Below are 18,980 nucleotides of genomic sequence, written 5' to 3'. Positions count from 1 at the left end.
ACTAAAAATAATTATTTTTAAACATTTAATTTTTATTATTCTTTAAACTATTTTTAATTCAATTTAACTAATTAATATGAGTTATTTATTAATTATAATTATTTTAAACATTTATTTTTTATAAAAAAATATATATTAATGCCTTACAAATATTTAATCTATTTTAATTAGATATCTATTTTTACAAAAAACAACCGTTGCACATCCTATAGAATAACAAAACCAGAAAAACTAAAAACAATTTTTCCAATCAATTAAATAAAATAATTACTTAAATATCTAAAAATAATAAGCAATTGATGTGTAAATATGGTCTTAAAAATAGTAAAATTGATAAAATACTTTTATCCATAATAGAAATCATGTAAATATAATTCAAACAGGTCACTTTAAAATAGACAAGATAACTGAGATTATTGTGATTATGATAATGTGTATAATCCCTGGATAAATGAAATAGCCTAGATATTGAACATCTTGATAAAGAGAAAGTTTAATTGTTTATAATCACCCAAGAAAAAGAATATTTATCTATAATAATTCTGTAGAAAAAAAGACAGAAATAAGTTTAATTACAATATTTTTTAATAAAACATTTAATTAGTTCAAGTAAATGAATTACTAGAAAAAATTTTTTTAAAAAAAACAATAAAAAACAATAAATAAAAAACAACAAATAATAATAAAAAAAATAAATAAAAGAAGAATAAAACTATTATAAAATATAATTGATATATCAATCAACAAAATTAAAAAAAATATAAAATAAAAGAATAATGAAAAATTTAATAAAAAATATAATTAATAACCCTTAGAACTAACCAAACATTGTATTTTCTTCGATTTTGTTGTTTGGGTTTTCATCGACTATTCCAAAGTATTTTTCTAAAAGTAACATACATTGAATTTTTACTTTAAAAATTTTTTTTATGTTGAAAATTAAGGCATTTTTATTTAATCCATCAAAGAAAATTTGATCTGTAATTACAAATAACTGCATAATATTATTTGGATGTTCTAATTGAAAGTCTACTAAAAATTTGTTAATTGTGGATTTAAATTCCCAAATTAACTTATCCTGTTTTGATTTAGGTGAATTTTTTATTAACTCTTGGTGTTCAGGAGATACCATTGTTCCACAACCTAATATGATTGAATCTTCCTTACTTTTCACTTGAACAAGGTCAATCACATTATCTTCAGGATAATTTACAATAAAGTGGAAATTTGCATGTTCATCATGAATTTTTTCTTTATAAATTCCTTCTTCTACTAACCAGTCTTGTATTTGTTTTTCATTAATCATTTTAGCACCTTTTACTTTCTATATCACTATTTTTATTTATAATGTCCTATTTATTATCATTTATATTATTATTTATAACATTAATCATTTATAGTCTTATTATTTATAATAATTATTATTTATAGTCTTATTGTTTAGAACATTATTATTTATAGTCTTATTATTTACAATATTACCACTATAATATTACCATTTTCTTGAATTAAAATTTTATTAAATTCTTATAATCATCGTATACAACATCTAAGCCATTCATATTAGGGACATAATTTGCTGCTTTGGCAGAGTTAACACCAATAGTTTTATATCCCATTAATTCAATTGGTGCTACAACCATACATGTATCACAGTATATTTTAGCTCCACTTTCATTAATTATCTTTGTATAACCCATTCTATCGGAAGCAGCCTTAATATTTATTGAGGTACAAATCCAAAGATCATTTTTGATTTTTTTTCCTTTAAGGAAATTACTTATATCTTTTATTTCGTCTAAACTTGCATGAGGACACCCTAAAACAACTAAATCGGGAGTATCATCAGTTGTTGATAAACTTTTTTTTGCATCTACAATATCACTATTTTTAAGATTTATTTTTTCTAAACTATTAAAGTCACTTCCATTTTTAGCCATTTTATACTCTGGAGTTTCATTTTCAACATGATAAAGAGCAACAGCACCAGAAGAGGCTAAAGCTGCCCCTAATGATTTTAAATCATTGTTTGTTGATTTATTCTTTAATATAAAATATGGTACTCCATCACCAACAGCTTGGCCAACAATGTATCCCATTGTTCCATAGTCAATACCTGAAATTTTATTGTCTAGTTCAACGAGAAGATTTGCCACTCTATTTTCTTTTAAATGATATCCATAAAGAGCCGTTTTTCCACATATTGCTGCAGCTAAAGCTCCCGGACCACCTTCACGATTAGTTCTTGAACCAATAACTGAATTAGAATAAGCAACAGCTGATGATTCACTCCATGCAATGTGGTCTCTATATCGTGGAAGGTTACCTATTAAATATGGTGTACATGTACAGGTTGTTGAAATTCCAAGTTTTTTGTAGCTTTCAATGATTTTTAGTTGCTTTTTACTAAAATCTTCTGGAAATCCATATTCTCTCCATCTATCTAAGTCAATTCCAGCAGGGTTTAATGTTGAAGGTACTTTAGTTTCTATAGATTCGTTCTTACTTAAATCTTCTAAATATTTAAGCCCAGCTTCTCCAATAGTTTTATAAGAAACACCAGAAACTTGTGCTGAAGTAATGTCTACTAGATTTGAAGCCTCATAAATATCTCCTAATGCAGTAAGTATTTCCATACTTTTTTTAATGGTTTCTCCATATTCACCTGCATACATTTTTTCTTCTTCTTTATTTAGAAACATGGCATCACTTAGAATTTAATTTGTAATAATTTATAATGTGTTCATGAGTTTAAATTTTAATTTATAGCTATCTTGATATTGGCTTATTTTTAATGAATTATAAATAATTTATGCTTAAATGCATTGACAATTTTAAGATACTATGAAAATAGAATAAACTAAGAGTTAAACAAAAAAATAAAAAAATAAAAAAAATAGAACAAACTAAAAGAAATGGAAAACTAAAAGAAAAAAATAAATTAAAAATTTAATAAAAAAACAATTAACATTTACAAATCTTGAGATTAAGATCTGTTATTTTTATTTAGTTGGTCTTTGATCATGTCATCAACTAGGTTTAAAAAATTGTCTTTAGAATCATAGGGAATCATAGCACCAGCAGCTATATCGTGTCCTCCACCTTGTCCTCCAAAACTTCTTGAAGTCGCATCTAAAGCTTTTCCTAAATCAACACCTTTTTTAACCATTTCTCTAGTGGTTCTACCAGATATTTTAATGTCTTTTTGAAATCTACTAAGACCAATAACAGGTTTTTTAGGATTAAAAAGGTCTATTGAAAGACCAACGCCCGCAAGAGTTCCTATAATAGTTTTTAGTTTATTATCTTCACTGTATAGATATTGTATATCCTCTTTTTCAACAGCACCTTCTCTTCTAATCCACTGGAAACCTTTCATAAGATGGCTTCTATAGGTATTTAGTTGTGTAATAGCTGCATCTAAGGCATTGCCTCTCTCTCCAATTGCAATACTAAAACCTAATCCTGTTTTTTTATTCTTACCACAAGCATCTAAAATACTTGAAAAATCTTCTAGGCTTCTAATGGCTGGAGACTCTTGAGCAACATAAAATAAATCAGAACAAATTTCTGGGTTAATTTTCACTAATTCATCTTTTAAAATGTCTTTCTCTTCATCTTCTAAGTCATTAAACTTAATACCATAAGAGACACCCATTTTTTCTAAAAACTCTTGTGAAGCTTCTAAGTCTCCAGTTAGTCCTGTTAAAGGTGGGTTTAAAGTGTAAGCCAAGGATTTAAACAATGGCTCTTGGTCTTTAGAAACTATTTTTAAATGTTTAAAAACTTCCAGCTTACCAGAATTAATTGCATCTTTTAAAATTATTTCATTTACACCAGTAAAGCCATTGTTATACTGCATATCACCAAAGGCACCTACAAGGGCTAAAATAGCTAAATGTTTTTTATTCATGGGCTTTACACATAAATAACTAGATCCAGAACCAGATAAATCTTTAGATCCATCTATTTCAAATAAATGAGGGTTTACATGAGTCACATGCTCTTCCTCTTTTGTTTTACTAGGTTGATGATGGTCTGCCACAATAACATCTTTTTTTAAGCGATTTATTTCATCAATATAAGCACTACCCATATCACAAAAAACAAATAGCTCGTATTGTTCATTATGTAGTTCTTTAATTGTATCAATTTTTAAACGAGGAATTAGACTAACATGAAATTGACCGTCTTCTTCTTTTATAGCCTTAGCTATTACACCAGCTGCAGATATTCCATCTGCATCATTATGAGAGATTATTCGTATTATGTCTTTATTGTCAATATGTTTTTTTAAGACATTACAGGCATCTTCCCCTCTATTTAACAAGGAGTGCTGCTTGTCTTGGGTCATATCTCCATCCTTCTGGCAATTGGTCATCATTGGAGTAGTATTTACCTAACCTTCTAATGCGAGATTCAATAATTGTTAATCCTCTTTTGGTGTGAAGATCTTTAGGATTCTCTTTTAAATGGTCTCTAATATTAACTGCTTTTCTAATTAAATTCATAATATCTTCTGGATATTCGCCAGCTTGATTATTTCTTTTTAAGATATCATTTATTTTTTCACCAACAACTTCCTTAACACTTGGAACTCCATATTGGTCTCTTAAAATAACGCCAATGTGGCTTGCTGATTTTCCTTCTTTGTTGAATTTTAATATTAATTCTTCAATTTCTTCATTTGAGTATTTAATCCATTCTGGTCTTGACATATTTTGCCTCTTTAATAAATTTTTATAATAAGATAAAATCCATGTTTAATTAATCATTTTTTTAATTTACTGATTAATTTATATTTGATTAAAATCAGATACATTTAGATTTTTTATAAATTTAGTTTTTAAAAAATAGCTATTCACTAAAATAAGCATTTTCAATATCCTTTAAATTGATATTATTTAAAATTATTAATATTATTTAATGCTGTTAATATTATTTAAGGTATTTATATACACATTATTTTAATATATAGAATCAATTGTTTGACGAACCAAGTTTGATAAAATTTATTAAACCTTATATTGATTCATAATTGTGAATACCATTTTATAAAAGAGTCTAAGGAATTTTTTCTATGAGAAAACTGATTTTTTTCTTCAGTTGATAGTTCTCCAAAGGTTTTATCTTTTTCTTCAATATAAAATAAGGGATCAAAAGCAAATCCTAAGGTTCCTTTTTCTTCTAATGCTATTTGTCCTTTGACACGACCTAAAAAGATCTTGGGTTCGATATTGGGGGCACAATACCCAATGACCGACCTGAATTCGGCCTCTCTGTCAGCGACATTTTCCATAAGCTTTAATATTCCTTTATTACCTAATGTTTCTTGAACATAGGATGAATAAGTTCCAGGAAATCCATTTAAAGCTTTAATGAATAAACCAGCATCTTCAACAATCACAGATTTCTTCAATTTTGAAGTAGCATATTTTGCACCTGCTTTAGCCACATCCTCCAAGGTTCCTTGGAGTTCATCATAACCTAAGTCAATAGCTTCAAGTTCAATATTGAAGTTTTTGAAAATTTTTTCTGCTTCTTCTACTTTATGTTTGTTACCAGTTATAAATCTTATCATATTTTTATATTTATTTTTAATTTTTATATAACTTTTTATTACTTTATAACATTTTTATTATTTAAATTTATTATCCTGTTTTCTTATGTAATAATTTATATTAATTATATGTCTTAATTATATATTTACTATATATTTTAATTATATATTTTACTATATATTTTAATTATATATTTTACTATATATTTTAATTATATATTTTACTATATATTTTAATTATATGTTATGATAACGCCCTCTATTTTCTATTTCTTTAATTTTATTTTTTATTTGATTATAATTTAAATTTTTAGAGCTATTCACATAAGATATTAGGGTCTTTTCAAAATATTTCTTTGCTAAATCTTCAGGTATTATTTGTAATGATTTTTTTAATTGAAGTAAATCATCTGCTTTGTCTTCATATAAATTTGAATATTTTCCTAATCCAAAATCAATAAAAATAATTGATTTATCAAAATTTTTTTCATTAAAATTATATAGTATATTTGAAATTGTTAAATCACCATGAACAATCTTATTTTCATGTAAAATGGCTATTTTTTCACCTATTTTACTAAATATTTCTAAATTAACACGGTCATTTATATTTAATTTGTTTAAGTTTTTATTAATAATTAAATGGGATTTTAATGTTGGATATGGAATTTTTTCCATAGATATTATTTTTTTATTTAAATTAACATCATACAGTATAGGAGTTTTTATTCCAAGTTTTTTAACATTACTTAAGAGCTTAGTTTCATTTTTGGTTCTTTGAATTCTTAGTTTTTCATCTATTTCTTTTATTCTATATGATTTAGCTATTCTTATTTTGTCTATTGTATTTTCATTTAAATAATTATTTTCAATTATATTTGCTTCTGCTCCTTTATTTAGAATATTTTTTGGGAGTACAATCTTTTTGTTATTTATTTTTGCCCAAGGAACTTCTACTTCATCAGTTCTATATTTCTGAATAACATTTGTATTTTCTATTGTATCAGCAGAGAAGTATTTACTTGTTAAAATTCCCATCCATGCAATCATAGCACCATTATCACCACATAAACTTATTTTTGGTATAAAAAACTCACTGTAGTGTTCTTGAGCCATAATAGCTAACATTTCTCTTAATCTACTGTTTGCTGCTACACCACCACATAACATAATCTCTGTTTTATTTGTGTGAGATAATGTTCTTTCACATACCTCTACAAGACTTGAAAAAGCTGTTTCTTGAAGAGAAAAACATATATCTTCTATACTCAATCCAGCTTTAAATCCACGAATGGCTGCTGAGAATAATCCAGAGAATGAGAAATCCATTCCTTTAACTGAGTATGGAAGATCTATATAGTTTCCTTTTCTTGCTAACTTCTCTATTATTGGTCCTCCAGGATGTGATAGTCCACATTCACGTGCAAAATGATCTAGACAATTTCCAATAGCTATGTCTAATGTTTCTCCAAATATTCTATATTTTCCAGATTCATAAGCTATTATTTGACTGTTTCCTCCACTTACATAAAGTGTTACAGGATCAATTGCTCCAGTATCAAGCTTTCCTATTTCTACATGAGAAACACAATGATTTACTCCAATAATCGGAATATTTAGAGAGAGAGCTAAAGCTCTTGAAGCTGTTGCAACAGTCCTAAGTGCAGGACCAAGACCTGGACCACGAGAAAATGATATTAAGTCGATTTCATTTAATTTAATGCCTGAGTCATTAATAACTTCTTTAATTAATTTAGGAATCCAATAACTATGGTGTTCTGCTGCTTCTCTTGGGTGAATACCACCTTTTTCAGGAATTAATGGGTTTCCAGCCATTGCCAATATTTTTCCTTCATTATCAACAATTCCCACACCTGTCTTTTCTGCAGTTCCTTCAATTCCTAAGCAAATCAATTAAAACACCATAATTTTTTTATACTTTTTTGAATAAATTAATTTTTTTTAAATAATTATTCTTTTTTAAATAATTTTTTTATTAGCTTTTTATTTTTATTTTAATTTTTATTATTTTTATTATTTTTTTTATTAACTTTTTATTTTTATTTTAATTTTTATTATTTTTTTTATTTTCTTTTTTAATTCTTAATTTTATTAAAGAACATTGGAACAAACTTAATTTAATTTTATTTAATTTAAATATTTATTTTTTTTATTCTTAAAGAGTAAAAAGATTTATAAGTAAAAAAACTCAATAAAATAAATGTTAAGTTTTAGATGATTTTTTTTCAATTTTAATTTATTATTTTAAAAATAATTTGAATTGAAAAAATAATGATTATAATAAAAAAGTATAATTTTTTTAATTATTTATTTTATAAGTATAGTTTATAATTATTTTATAATATATTTTATAATTAGTTTATAATTTTTTTTATATATTACATTATTTTTTATTTTTTTCTTTTATTTAATATTTTTTTTAATAATTTAAAGTTATAATCAATTAAAAATTAATTATTTTTTAAAATGAAATAGGTTTGGTAGCAATATGATAAATGGATTAAAAATTTATGGTAATGACAAATTATTTAAAGATTTAAAAGATAAAAATCCTATTTTTTCTTGTGTAATAGCTACAACAGAAACTGCAAAAATACCTGGAGTTTCTGGTGCTGGTGCAAGCCCAGAATTAATGGAATATACTCCAGCAGGAGATGTAGAATTAATTATTCGTGGAGAATTGGTGTGCTGTGAAATTCCACCTCAAACAGTTGTCGATGGAATTTCTGCACCAACTCCTGCTTTAATTACAAAAGCAGTATTAGAGTTGACTAATATTCCATTTATTGTTGCAAATGCAGGATCTAAAATAAAACCTAATGTTCCTTATGTTTTACTATCAAATGATTATGGTAAAAATATAAGAAATGGAAATGGAGTTAATAATCCTAAAAAGATTTTTGAAATGGCTAAGCTATTTTCTAAGGAAATTTCAAAAACAACAGACTATCTTGTTATTGGTGAAAGTATTCCTGCTGGAACAACAACATCTTTAGGAGTTTTAACAGGTTTAGGATATGATGCTGATTTTAAAGTTAGTGGAAGTAAGCCTGAAAATCCACATGAGCTAAAAAAGAAAATTGTCATAGAAGGAATGAATAAGGCAAATATTTTAATTGGAAAAAGTGATCCTTTTGATGTGGTATCTGCTGTTGGTGATCCTATGATTCCAGCTGTTGCAGGAATGGTTTTAGGAACTGATTTACCTGTAATTTTAGCTGGAGGAACACAAATGGCTAGTGTGGCTGCATTTATAAAAAAAATAGAACCAGATTTTGATTTTTCAAAAATAGCCATTTCAACAACATCCTTTGTAGCAAAAGATGAAACTTCAGACATTTTAAATTTAATAAAACAAATTTCTAAAGATTTATCTCTTTATGTTGCTTATCCTAATTTTAAAGGTTCAAAGAACACTGGATTAGAAAACTATTATAATGGTTTTGTTAAGGAAGGTGTTGGTGCTGGAGGAGCAATATTGATGGCATTACTTAAAAATAAATCAATAGAAGAAATAAGCTCAAAAATAATAGAAACAGTTGAAAATATATGATAAATAGATGATTTTTTTATTATAAATTCTACTGCTTTATTAATCTTGCAAATATCTACTTAAAATATAAATCTTAAAAAGATTTTCAATTGTTTTGCACCTTTTTATCTTTTTTAGCAATTTTTTTTTAAATTTTTTTTAGCTTTATCTGAAAGGTACAAATCATAAGTTGTGTTCTTTTGCAAATGACTTCACATCCAATTTTGTTTTGTTTCCTGCATCCATATCTGCACTAATTTCCTCCAATTCCTTAGCAAATTCTTCACATTCTTCGTTCATTTCAAATTCTAATTCAACAGTGGTTTCGTTTTTAATATTCCATGTAATAGCTTTAATATTTGGAATTAAATCAATTAACTCTTTAGGAATGTCTGTTTTATTATTTTTTACAATTGTTCTTGGTGCCATTATACCACATAAATTTGTTTTTGTAATTAATGTTTTTAAAGTTTAACACATAAAAAACTTTCTTTTCCATGTTTATAATTTTTTTCAAAACTAAAAATATAGTTAAGTAAATAAATTTTTATTTTTAATATTTATTTACTTTTTTTTAGCTTATTGAGGATGTCCCATAATCCAAAATTTTAAATTTTAGATAATTTAAAATTGGTTTTAAATTGAATAAATTTAGTATAAGCATTAATTACACTTTTATTTAGTAAAATAATACTTAATAAATTATTAATTTATATTTAAATAGTTATTTATTGATTAAATCAATTTTAAATGGGTTAGTTTTTTTTCATGAAATTAATCATGAGACATTTTCTATTTTACTTTTTTTAATTTATTTAAAATTGACCACTGATTAATAAAAATCCTAAAATAACTACTCCAACAATCCAACAGTAGTATGCAAAAATATCCAAACTTTTTTCTTTAATTAATTTTAAAAGAACACTAATAGCTAAATATCCTGATATTAAAGCTGCTAAAAATCCTATTAGATATGCAAGAAGATTTGAATCTAAGCCAGCACCAATTTCATCAATTTGTAATACAACAGCCCCTAAAATTGTAGGAATAGCTAATAGAAATGAGAATTTAGCAGCAAATTCTTTGTCTAAGCCTAAAAACAAACCTGTTGATATTGTAGTTCCAGATCTTGAAAGTCCTGGAATAAGTGCAAATGCTTGACTGATTCCTACAAGAACTGTTTCTTTTAATCCACTTTCTTTAATATTTTTATTTCCAGTGTTAATTCTTTGAGATGTGTATAACAGTATCCCAGTTATAAGCAAGAAAAATGAAGGTATATACAATCCATCAAAAGCACTTTCTATTTGAGAATTAAATAAGTAGCCAACAAGTCCTGCAGGTATTGTTCCTATAATTACAAGCCATGCTAGCTTTTTGTAATCGTTGTTTTTAAATTCTTCAACAAATTTTCCCTTGAAAATATCAGCTATACTTAGGAAAAATGCTTTTATCATAGCAATTATATCTTTAAAATAGTATACAACCACAGCAAATAAAGTTCCTAAATGTAATAAAATATCAAAAGATATCCCAGCCTCTTGAACACCAAGAAGGCTTTGAATAAAAATTAAATGTGCAGAACTACTTATAGGTAAAAATTCAGTTAAACCTTGAACAATTCCGATTATAATTGCCTGAAATATATCCATTTATAACACCAGTAATAATTTTCAATTTTTTTTTTAAATAAATTTATTCATTCTTATACAATATTCTTATCAATATTTTTTTGCAGAATTATTTTTATATAGAACTACTTATTATAGAATTATTCTTCTACAGGACTTAACCAGCCATATTTATCTTTACTTTTACCTTCAACAATTTTAAAGAATTCATTTTGAATTTTTTCTGTTATTGGTCCTCGTGTTCCTGAACCAACTTGAATTTTATCAACAGATCTTATTGGAGTAACTTCTGCAGCTGTTCCAGTGAAAAATAGCTCATCTGCTATGTAAATAGATTCTCTTGGGATTTTATCTTCAACAACTTCATAATTTAAGTTTTTAGCTATTTTAATAATAGCATCTCTTGTTAATCCTTTTAATATAGATGAAGATAATGGAGGAGTATAGATGGTTTCGTCTTTAATCATGAATAAGTTCTCTCCACTTCCTTCTCCAATAAATCCTTGTGTATCTAACATAATACACTCATTATAGCCATTTTCAACAGCTTCAAGTTTTGCAAGTTGAGCATTCATGTAGTTAGCACCTGCTTTGGCTAAAGATGGAAGTGTATTTGGGGCCATTCTACGCCATGTAGATACTCCTATATCTACTCCTTTAGATATACCTTCTTCTCCAAGGTATTTACCCCACTTCCAAACAGCTATTGCAACATCAATAGGAGAACCAGTTGGATCAACTCCAGCAACTCCATATCCCCTGTAAACAATTGGTCTAATGTAGCATTCAGTCAAATTATTTTCTTTGATTGTATCTTTTGTGGCCTTAATTAATTCTTTTTTTGAGTAAGGAATATCTATTCTATATATTTTTCCAGAGTCAAACAAACGCTGAATATGTTCTTCCAATCTAAAAACATGTCCTTTTCCATCAATTTCATAGGATCTTATTCCTTCAAAAACACTTGATCCATAGTGAACTACATGAGATAGAACATGAATATTTGCATCTTTCCAGTCAACTAATTCTCCATTCATCCATATTTTTCCATTTTCATCCCATGTCATAATTTTCCTCCAATAATTATTTTCATTATTATGATAAGTGATTTTAAAATTATTTATAACTTTATTTAAAGTTTATTTATAAAATTATATAAACTATATTATAAAATTATAAAATATTTTTATTATAAAATATTTTATGAAATACTATTTTATTAATATATTTAATATTTCATTTATTAATATTTCATTTATTAATACTTCATTTAATTTATCTTTTATCTATTTTATTTAGTTTTGCCTTTTATTTAGTTTTGTCTTTTATTTATTTTTTCATTCTTCATCTACGGTTTCACGAAAATTATAAATTAATGATGATGCACGTGATTTAAATATCATTGATGCAGGAACAATATATAATATCATTAAAAATATAACTACTATTGTTAAAACAATTGAAGATACTTGAAAACCAATTACTAGATTTGAAAATATTGTTCCAATTAACAATGAAAATATTAAAATAGAAAACATCATTAATATAAATATACAAATTATTATACCTATTAAAAGAGAAATAGAACCTAAATAAAATTTAAGATATTTAGAAACACCAATGGATTTAATTATATTTAATATTTCTTTAAAATTAAATGCTTTTTTAATTGATTTGGTTTTAACCATATGTACAAGAGCAACACTTTCAAATAAAATACAAATAATTAATAAGATTATGATTATAATTATTTCACTTAAAATTGAAACAACAAAAATCCAATTAGCAAAGCTTAGATTTGATAATTGATTAATATCATTAAATGGGCTATGGGAACTGCTTATTATACTAAAACATATTAAAACTATTGTAATAGGTAAGGTATAAATTAAATCTACGATAATAACTTTTAATCCTTGTATAAACATTTTTTCAAGGTTTTCAAAATTTGGAAGAGGGTCGTTTCCATTAATTAGCCCATTTACTCCAATATCAATTACTCTATAAAGGTATCCATATAAAAATACCATTGGAATTAAAACAAATGAAAAAAGATTTAAAATGCCTAATTTAAGAATTGATTTTTTATTTTTTGTACAATATTCAAAACTATCTCTAAAAACATCTAAAATCATTTTGTAACCCTTATGTTTAATAATATTAAATCTTTTAATAATATTTAATTTTTTAATTATATTTAATCTTTTAATTTATATTAAATCATTTTAAATTTTATTTAATGCTTTTAAGAAAATTTAATCTCTTTTAATTATACTTTCATCCTCATCTAAGACAAAAATATCTTCTATATATTTACAACCTAAAACTTTTGTTATTTTATATGCTAACTCTAAAGATGGATTATAACGTCCGTTTTCAAGGGCACTAATAGTTTGTCTACTTACATTCAACATTTTAGCCAAGTCTCCTTGTTTAATTCCTAATTCAAGGCGATAATATCTTATTCTAGTTCGCATATTCTTGAAACTTCCAGCTGTTTTTTAATATAGGAAATATTTAAATAGAAGATATTTTTTTTAAAATGGAATATAAATATTTTTTTTTATAACCTATATATAACTTTACTTTTTAATTAAAATGAATAAAATTTTAAAATAATTTTAAAATAATTTCATGGAAAAAAATAAGAAAAATAAATAAATAGCTTAAAAATTTTTAGCTATTGAAAATTATTTTACCCACTTTTTTTTTATTCATTTTTTAAATTTTTAAATCTTTAAATTTTTTTTATTCATCTATGATTTCTTCTTTTATTTCATTTTCATTTATTATTGAGTTTTTATATAATAAAGCAAATGATCTAAAAATAAATATTGTTATAAATGGTAATATTAACAATATGAAGACTAAAATTCCAACTATTGGAATTAACATTACTAAAAATGAAATTATTCCAGCAACACACAAAATTAAAGCTAAAACAACTAAAAATGTTATATAATGAACCCAACCAATTTTTGATATATCTTCAAATACTTTGTTAATTTTTAATCCTTCTTTTAAACTATTTTTATATGCAAATCTTGGAAGTGCAATTAAATAAAGTAATAAGAATATGATATATAGAGCTAATGAAATAATACATACTAAAAGTAATACAGGTATCATATATTCTGGAAGTGGAGGAGCGTTAGTTGATGCATTTATATAATTTCTCATTGCTAATAATATCATTACTACTGTTACTACTGTAGGAATGATGAAATAAACTATTTTAATTGCTAGTTTTTTAATACCATCAATTAAATTTTCTTTTAAATTTAATTTCGGTAACTCGTTACCTTCAGAAATGGTTTTTCTAAGTATGCCAATCCCATATCCATCAATAAAGAAAAAGAATATAATTGAAATTATTCCAAAAATAAATAACCAATTAAAGGGTTTTAAATTTCCACCAAGTGATACAACAGAACTTGTTATTCCTCCAATTAAAAATAAAACTCCTAAAAGGAGGACAGCTTCTAAGTTTTTTTTACTGTAGCTAAAACTATCTTCAAATATACTTTCTATACTCATTTTTATCACCAATTTTTATTAAATAATAAATTTTAAAAAATTTCAAATCTTTAAAAAATTTTTTAAAAAACTTCTTAGAAAGTTTATTAATAAGATATTAATTAAATAATAATACTATAAATAATCCTTATTAAAAATCTTTCTAAAAAATTATTAACATGTAATATATATACTAAATTTGTAGTAATTATATTCCAATTGTAAAATATATATTACATTATATATAAAGATTTTGCTTATTTTTAGAATTTTTAAAAAAAGCACTAAAAAAATTGAATTTTAAGATACTTATGAAAACTAAGAAAAATTTAAAAAAACTTATAAATTTTTTACATATCATTTTTTTCAATGCTGTCAACTTAAGAATTTTATAATAAAAATTTCGTGAAAAATTAAAAAAATTATCTTTTATTTTATAAATAAAATATTACTTTTAAATGGAATTTAATATTTTTTCCTTAAATTGACAGCATTGATTGTTTAACAATATAGTAGCCTGATTACTTATTCTCTTAGGTGGTTATATTTCATGGTTTTTATAAAAAAGAAATAAATATTTTAAAAAATAGGTTTTAATTTTATCCAGAATATGGTCTTTTATGAAGTTTCATGTTATTATTTAATGGGTCGCACTTTTTAATAGCTATTCCAGTCTTAAGTTAATAGATTCTTTTTATATCTTCGAATATATCAAAATCTTTGTCAAAACTCGCTATTTCTTTAATACTATTAGCTAACATAACAACATGACTAAGATTATCAAAAAAACCAACTGGATTAATAAAAGTTTCTTTTAAAGCTTTTTCATAATAAATAACATCTTCAAACACTTTAATATTTTGGGAATTAACTAAAAAATCATGTACTTCTTTTAGTTTTTTATTGTTTTGGTTTAATTTTCTCAACACGGTTAATGTTTCATAAATAACCATTTCACTTATTGCCATTTCTTTATCTTCTATATCTTCCCATATTTCTTTGGATCTTTCGTGGTTTTGTATTTTTAGAACATGAAAATTAATTATAAAGCTTGTTTCAAGGAATATCATTTAATACAGCTCTTTTTTAAAATGTATACTATCTTTTAGCTCTTGAACATCTATAATTTCAGGATTATCTACTTCAACAATCCCTACACTATCACTAAAATTAAGTTTTTTATCTGGGTCATAACCTATCATTTCATGGTTTATTATCCTTGCTTTTGGCAATTCAGCATTTTTTCTACTTAATGCCTCGTTTAAAAGTGCATTTATTATATTTTTTTGGCTTGTTCCTTGTTCAACTGCTAAAGATTTTATTCTTATTAATGTTTCTTTAGGCATTTTTATAGTAGTTGTTACTTCAGTATTCATAAATTTTCAACTCCATTATTTTATAAAATTTATTAAAAATAATATAAATATATATACTTTAATACATATATACTTTTATACTAATTAGAAGAACCTTTAAAACAAACTTTTAAAAAAAGCTTGATCAAAAGGTTTTCTCAAAAATATAAGAAAATTAATTTAAATAAAAGTTTTATAATTATAAAAAACTATTAAAATTTAACAGATATAATTTAGAAAAATAAAAAATTAACTTGACAGCATTGATTTTTTTTCGATAAATTTATATACTTAAAAAAATATATCTTTTAATATATGCTTTATTGATGAATTTTTTTATATTACTTAAAGTATTTAATAAAATATTTTTATTATTGGTTCCGTGGTCTAGGGGTAGGATACCTCGCTTACAACGAGGTGATCGTGCGTTCGAATCGCGCCGGAACCATCAACTTATTTTCTATTTTTATCTATTTCCTATATCTTATTTATTTTCTATTTTTTTATCTATTTTTTATTTTTTTACTTTTTTTTTTATTCAGTGTTCTGTTTTTTTTATTTTTTTCACTTTGATTTTATTTGCCTTATAAAAGGATAATTAGTGCTATTAATAAGGCTAATGAAGTAAAGAATACTATAACTGATTTTAACACTGGATCTGAATTTTTTTTGTTGAAAATGAATGAGAATCCTAATGAAAGCAATAAACTCAAAAATATCTTTATTAAACCACTCATTGGTTTTGAAATCATATGTTTAGATTCTAAAATAAATGAAACACCAAATGAAATTCCTACTACAAGTAAAATTAATATTATATGATTATTTAAAAGAGTTTTTATTATATTTCCCCAGGGAATAGGCTTTTTATCTTTTTTTAAATCTTTTTTATTTGAGAATGGATTTGATTTAACTGGTAGTCTTTGAGAATTAGATTTTTTATTTTTTAAATCTCTATTATTATCTCTAAAAATATTTTTAGAGTATTTAGAGCTATTTGTAGGTTTTCTATCAGTTTTGTTTTTCTTATTTAAAAATTGATCACTAAGTCTGTTTTTATTAATATTTTCATTATTACTTTTTCTGTAATTTTCATTGTTTTTATTAAATGAATCATCTAAGCTATTAGAGTTTATTTCACTTTTTGGATAGATTAATTGACTATTATCAGGATTATTAGTACTTATTTCTTTATCTGGCTGATTTTTTTCATTTAAGTTGTTTTTTTCATTTTTTAATTTAAATTGTTTGTATTTTCTAATTAAAACAACTAATTCCTCACGATCTATTAATTTAATATTTTTAGAAGATGCATAAGAAATGGCTGGTTTAGAAAAGACAGAACTAGTTACAATAACTATTTTAGAGGTTAAATTTTGTGATACTCTTTCGACCTCTTTTAATTGATTTATACCTACTTCATAATCTTGATTATAATTTTTAACAGAAACTGCAACATCAAAATCTGCTAATATTGATGGTAAAACTCCATAAATATCTATAATACCATTTGAAGTTTTAAAATCTTTATACACTTTAAATTTATTTGTTTTCATCAATGTTGCTATAAAGTTAACCAATTGAGGCTTTTTCATTTGATCACCATTTATTTCAATGATATTATTTTTTTTAATAATTTATATGAATTTATATTAGTTATATTTTAAATTTTATTATTTAAATATTTTAAAGATTATTTCACTTCTGAAAAGTTAAGAAATTTTTGATTTAAAAATGCTTACTTTTTTGTTTTTCAGTTAAAAATTTTTTCTATTGTTGTATGGGTATCTTTTTTCAGGTTTTTTAGGTAAATTATTTTTTACTAAAACAAAATTTTCTTATTTCATTATTATATTAAACTTTTTAATATCTTAAACATGATTTTAACATCTTTAAATATATTACATTCAAGTAAATTTAAATAGCCTTGGAAAAAAACAAATAAAACCATTTAAAAAATATAAATATAATTTTTTTATTAACTTATCTTTTATTAATTAATCTTTTATTAATTAATTTTTTATTAATTTATCTTTTTCCTTTTTCTTTATTGTTTTATTTTTTATCTTTTTACTTTTTTTATCTTTTACTTGATAATGTAATTAAATATATTTATAAGAAAATACTTTTATTATGAAATTAAACTTATATTATGGAAATTTTAATATGCAACGATGATGGAATTTTTTCTTCTGGATTACTTGCCAGTAAAAAAGCAGTTGAATCATTGGGAAATGTAACTGTTGTAGGACCAAATACTCAACAAAGTGGAATAGGCAGGGCTATTACTTTATTTCAGCCTCTTAGAGTTGAAGAAGTAAGATTAAAAGATAATTCAATTGCTTATTCCGTTTTTGGAACACCTACAGATGCCTTAACAATTGGAATTTTTAAATTAATGGATAAAAAACCAGATTTAGTAATTTCTGGTATTAATATGGGAGAAAACATTGGTGGAGGTGAAATAACTACATCAGGAACTGTTAGTGTGGCTATGGAAGCTGCTTCTTTTGGAATTCCAGCAATAGCCATTTCAATGGAGGTTGATAACAGTTCTTTAAAGTTCCACAATGGTCATTTGGATTTAGATTACTCAATAGCTGAAAAAATTTTGTTTAAATATTCTAAAAAGATTTTAAATGAAGGATTACCTGAAAATATTGATTTAATTAATATTAACATTCCTTCAAATCTTGATGATGATAAAATTGAACTTACAAAGCTAGGAGGCAGAGCTTTTAAGCCATTTGTCGAAACAAGATTAGATCCACGTGGAAAACCTTATTACTGGGTTGATGGACATCCAGTTGAAGAACACGAAGAAAAAACTGATGGATATGCTTTAAAAATTAAAAAAAGAGTGAGTATAAGTCCTTTAAAAATTGATTTAACAGGAAATTTAGATTCATTAGATAAATGGCTTGATAAACAATAATATTTTGAATTAAAAATAAAAAAAGATTTAGTAATATTTTTATTAATTGAGATTTAAAATTGTTAAATAAAATATTTTTATTAAAAAAATTTAAAGTATTAAAAAACAATGACTTTATTCAATTTTCAATTCTTTTAATAAACGATCTCTTTCTTCTTTTAAGCTTTTTAATGTTTTTTCATTGCAGGAATCATTTTTTTCTAAATGAGCAATTGTTGTTGTTATTGCTTGTAAATTGGTCTCTAACTGATTTATAACCATATTTTCACCTATAAATTTAAATTTAACAAAATATTTACTAATCAAATATTTATTAATTAGATATTTATTAATCACATATTTATTTAACTTATATTATTAATCATTTTATCAAAATTAATTGAATTTATTAAAATTATTATTAAACAGGATTTAAATATTATATAATTAT

The 18,980-nt window shown here is 24.0% G+C and carries 18 protein-coding genes and 1 tRNA gene; 3 read left to right on the top strand and 16 right to left on the bottom strand.

Features of this window, described 5'->3' with window-relative positions:
* Positions 1-817: 817 nt before the first annotated feature.
* The 6 genes from MBCUR_RS06405 to MBCUR_RS06380 form a co-directional block, all read right to left on the bottom strand.
* Complete coding sequence (locus MBCUR_RS06405) at positions 818-1,306, bottom strand: DUF2299 domain-containing protein (RefSeq protein WP_067091745.1); 489 nt, start codon at positions 1,304-1,306, stop codon at positions 818-820.
* Positions 1,307-1,508: 202 nt separating this feature from the next.
* Positions 1,509-2,702, bottom strand: a complete 1,194-nt coding sequence (locus MBCUR_RS06400) for an aconitase X (RefSeq protein WP_067091743.1) — start codon at positions 2,700-2,702, stop codon at positions 1,509-1,511.
* 284 nt (positions 2,703-2,986) lie between these two features.
* Entirely contained in the window at positions 2,987-4,330 is a 1,344-nt protein-coding gene (locus tag MBCUR_RS06395) for a single-stranded-DNA-specific exonuclease RecJ (protein ID WP_084269580.1), read from the bottom strand.
* Positions 4,320-4,718 carry a 30S ribosomal protein S15 gene (locus MBCUR_RS06390; RefSeq protein WP_067091739.1) on the bottom strand — a complete coding sequence of 133 codons (399 nt, stop codon included), beginning with the start codon at positions 4,716-4,718 and terminating at the stop codon, positions 4,320-4,322. Before MBCUR_RS06390 ends, MBCUR_RS06395 begins: the two co-directional genes overlap by 11 nt.
* A 314-nt stretch (positions 4,719-5,032) precedes the next feature.
* On the bottom strand, positions 5,033-5,581 hold the full coding sequence (locus tag MBCUR_RS06385) for an XTP/dITP diphosphatase (protein WP_067091737.1): 549 nt from the start codon (positions 5,579-5,581) through the stop codon (positions 5,033-5,035).
* Positions 5,582-5,797: 216 nt separating this feature from the next.
* Complete coding sequence (locus tag MBCUR_RS06380; protein ID WP_067091735.1) at positions 5,798-7,474, bottom strand: bifunctional N(6)-L-threonylcarbamoyladenine synthase/serine/threonine protein kinase; 1,677 nt, start codon at positions 7,472-7,474, stop codon at positions 5,798-5,800.
* 595 nt (positions 7,475-8,069) lie between these two features.
* Between MBCUR_RS06380 and cobT the strand changes: the two genes are divergently transcribed.
* On the top strand, positions 8,070-9,134 hold the full coding sequence (gene cobT / locus MBCUR_RS06375) for a nicotinate mononucleotide-dependent phosphoribosyltransferase CobT (RefSeq protein ID WP_067091733.1): 1,065 nt from the start codon (positions 8,070-8,072) through the stop codon (positions 9,132-9,134).
* A gap of 162 nt (positions 9,135-9,296) precedes the next feature.
* Here cobT and MBCUR_RS06370 read toward each other — a convergent pair whose 3' ends face one another.
* The 8 genes from MBCUR_RS06370 to MBCUR_RS06335 form a co-directional block, all read right to left on the bottom strand.
* A complete protein-coding gene (locus MBCUR_RS06370; protein WP_067091731.1) occupies positions 9,297-9,542 on the bottom strand; it encodes a hypothetical protein in 246 nt (81 codons plus the stop codon).
* 386 nt (positions 9,543-9,928) lie between these two features.
* Complete coding sequence (gene uppP, locus MBCUR_RS06365; protein WP_067091729.1) at positions 9,929-10,765, bottom strand: undecaprenyl-diphosphatase UppP; 837 nt, start codon at positions 10,763-10,765, stop codon at positions 9,929-9,931.
* A 119-nt stretch (positions 10,766-10,884) separates the two neighbouring features.
* Positions 10,885-11,811 carry a branched-chain amino acid transaminase gene (locus MBCUR_RS06360; protein WP_067091727.1) on the bottom strand — a complete coding sequence of 309 codons (927 nt, stop codon included), beginning with the start codon at positions 11,809-11,811 and terminating at the stop codon, positions 10,885-10,887.
* 270 nt (positions 11,812-12,081) lie between these two features.
* Positions 12,082-12,879 (bottom strand): DUF4013 domain-containing protein, encoded by a 798-nt coding sequence (locus tag MBCUR_RS06355; protein ID WP_067091726.1) that lies wholly within the window; start codon positions 12,877-12,879, stop codon positions 12,082-12,084.
* Between the two features lie 120 nt (positions 12,880-12,999).
* A complete protein-coding gene (locus MBCUR_RS06350) occupies positions 13,000-13,221 on the bottom strand; it encodes a helix-turn-helix transcriptional regulator (protein WP_067091724.1) in 222 nt (73 codons plus the stop codon).
* A 271-nt stretch (positions 13,222-13,492) separates the two neighbouring features.
* Complete coding sequence (locus tag MBCUR_RS06345; protein WP_067091722.1) at positions 13,493-14,281, bottom strand: DUF4013 domain-containing protein; 789 nt, start codon at positions 14,279-14,281, stop codon at positions 13,493-13,495.
* Positions 14,282-14,940: 659 nt separating this feature from the next.
* Entirely contained in the window at positions 14,941-15,330 is a 390-nt protein-coding gene (locus tag MBCUR_RS06340) for a type II toxin-antitoxin system VapC family toxin (protein ID WP_067091720.1), read from the bottom strand.
* Positions 15,331-15,636: a ribbon-helix-helix domain-containing protein gene (locus tag MBCUR_RS06335; RefSeq protein WP_067091717.1), complete on the bottom strand. Its 306-nt coding sequence runs from the start codon at positions 15,634-15,636 to the stop codon at positions 15,331-15,333.
* A 355-nt stretch (positions 15,637-15,991) separates the two neighbouring features.
* On the opposite strand from MBCUR_RS06335, the gene MBCUR_RS06330 reads away from it, so the two are divergent.
* Positions 15,992-16,063: transfer RNA gene (locus MBCUR_RS06330), tRNA-Val, on the top strand.
* A gap of 136 nt (positions 16,064-16,199) precedes the next feature.
* On the opposite strand, the gene MBCUR_RS06325 is transcribed toward MBCUR_RS06330, so the two are convergent.
* The gene (locus MBCUR_RS06325; RefSeq protein ID WP_067091715.1) at positions 16,200-17,210 is read right to left on the bottom strand and encodes a restriction endonuclease; all 1,011 of its coding nucleotides are present in this window, start codon (positions 17,208-17,210) and stop codon (positions 16,200-16,202) included.
* 557 nt (positions 17,211-17,767) lie between these two features.
* On the opposite strand from MBCUR_RS06325, the gene surE reads away from it, so the two are divergent.
* Positions 17,768-18,550 (top strand): 5'/3'-nucleotidase SurE, encoded by a 783-nt coding sequence (gene surE, locus MBCUR_RS06320; protein WP_067091713.1) that lies wholly within the window; start codon positions 17,768-17,770, stop codon positions 18,548-18,550.
* Positions 18,551-18,664: 114 nt separating this feature from the next.
* Here surE and MBCUR_RS10600 read toward each other — a convergent pair whose 3' ends face one another.
* Positions 18,665-18,811 (bottom strand): hypothetical protein, encoded by a 147-nt coding sequence (locus MBCUR_RS10600; RefSeq protein WP_169805808.1) that lies wholly within the window; start codon positions 18,809-18,811, stop codon positions 18,665-18,667.
* Positions 18,812-18,980 lie beyond the last annotated feature (169 nt).

Source organism: Methanobrevibacter curvatus (genome assembly GCF_001639295.1).
Classification (GTDB): Archaea; Methanobacteriota; Methanobacteria; order Methanobacteriales; family Methanobacteriaceae; genus Methanoflexus; species Methanoflexus curvatus.
This window is presented reverse-complemented; position numbering and strand designations above follow the sequence as displayed.

What these genes read in the sequence shown, in the direction of transcription:
- MBCUR_RS06340 (WP_067091720.1), bottom strand. Translation starts at nt 15,330, where the DNA reads ATGATATTCCTTGAAACAAGCTTTATAATTAATTTTCATGTTCTAAAA.
- MBCUR_RS06350 (WP_067091724.1), bottom strand. Translation starts at nt 13,221, where the DNA reads ATGCGAACTAGAATAAGATATTATCGCCTTGAATTAGGAATTAAACAA.
- MBCUR_RS06360 (WP_067091727.1), bottom strand. Translation starts at nt 11,811, where the DNA reads ATGACATGGGATGAAAATGGAAAAATATGGATGAATGGAGAATTAGTT.
- MBCUR_RS06400 (WP_067091743.1), bottom strand. Translation starts at nt 2,702, where the DNA reads ATGTTTCTAAATAAAGAAGAAGAAAAAATGTATGCAGGTGAATATGGA.
- MBCUR_RS06335 (WP_067091717.1), bottom strand. Translation starts at nt 15,636, where the DNA reads ATGAATACTGAAGTAACAACTACTATAAAAATGCCTAAAGAAACATTA.
- MBCUR_RS10600 (WP_169805808.1), bottom strand. Translation starts at nt 18,811, where the DNA reads ATGGTTATAAATCAGTTAGAGACCAATTTACAAGCAATAACAACAACA.
- MBCUR_RS06390 (WP_067091739.1), bottom strand. Translation starts at nt 4,718, where the DNA reads ATGTCAAGACCAGAATGGATTAAATACTCAAATGAAGAAATTGAAGAA.
- cobT (WP_067091733.1), top strand. Translation starts at nt 8,070, where the DNA reads ATGATAAATGGATTAAAAATTTATGGTAATGACAAATTATTTAAAGAT.
- surE (WP_067091713.1), top strand. Translation starts at nt 17,768, where the DNA reads ATGGAAATTTTAATATGCAACGATGATGGAATTTTTTCTTCTGGATTA.
- MBCUR_RS06405 (WP_067091745.1), bottom strand. Translation starts at nt 1,306, where the DNA reads ATGATTAATGAAAAACAAATACAAGACTGGTTAGTAGAAGAAGGAATT.
- uppP (WP_067091729.1), bottom strand. Translation starts at nt 10,765, where the DNA reads ATGGATATATTTCAGGCAATTATAATCGGAATTGTTCAAGGTTTAACT.
- MBCUR_RS06345 (WP_067091722.1), bottom strand. Translation starts at nt 14,281, where the DNA reads ATGAGTATAGAAAGTATATTTGAAGATAGTTTTAGCTACAGTAAAAAA.
- MBCUR_RS06355 (WP_067091726.1), bottom strand. Translation starts at nt 12,879, where the DNA reads ATGATTTTAGATGTTTTTAGAGATAGTTTTGAATATTGTACAAAAAAT.
- MBCUR_RS06325 (WP_067091715.1), bottom strand. Translation starts at nt 17,210, where the DNA reads ATGAAAAAGCCTCAATTGGTTAACTTTATAGCAACATTGATGAAAACA.
- MBCUR_RS06385 (WP_067091737.1), bottom strand. Translation starts at nt 5,581, where the DNA reads ATGATAAGATTTATAACTGGTAACAAACATAAAGTAGAAGAAGCAGAA.
- MBCUR_RS06370 (WP_067091731.1), bottom strand. Translation starts at nt 9,542, where the DNA reads ATGGCACCAAGAACAATTGTAAAAAATAATAAAACAGACATTCCTAAA.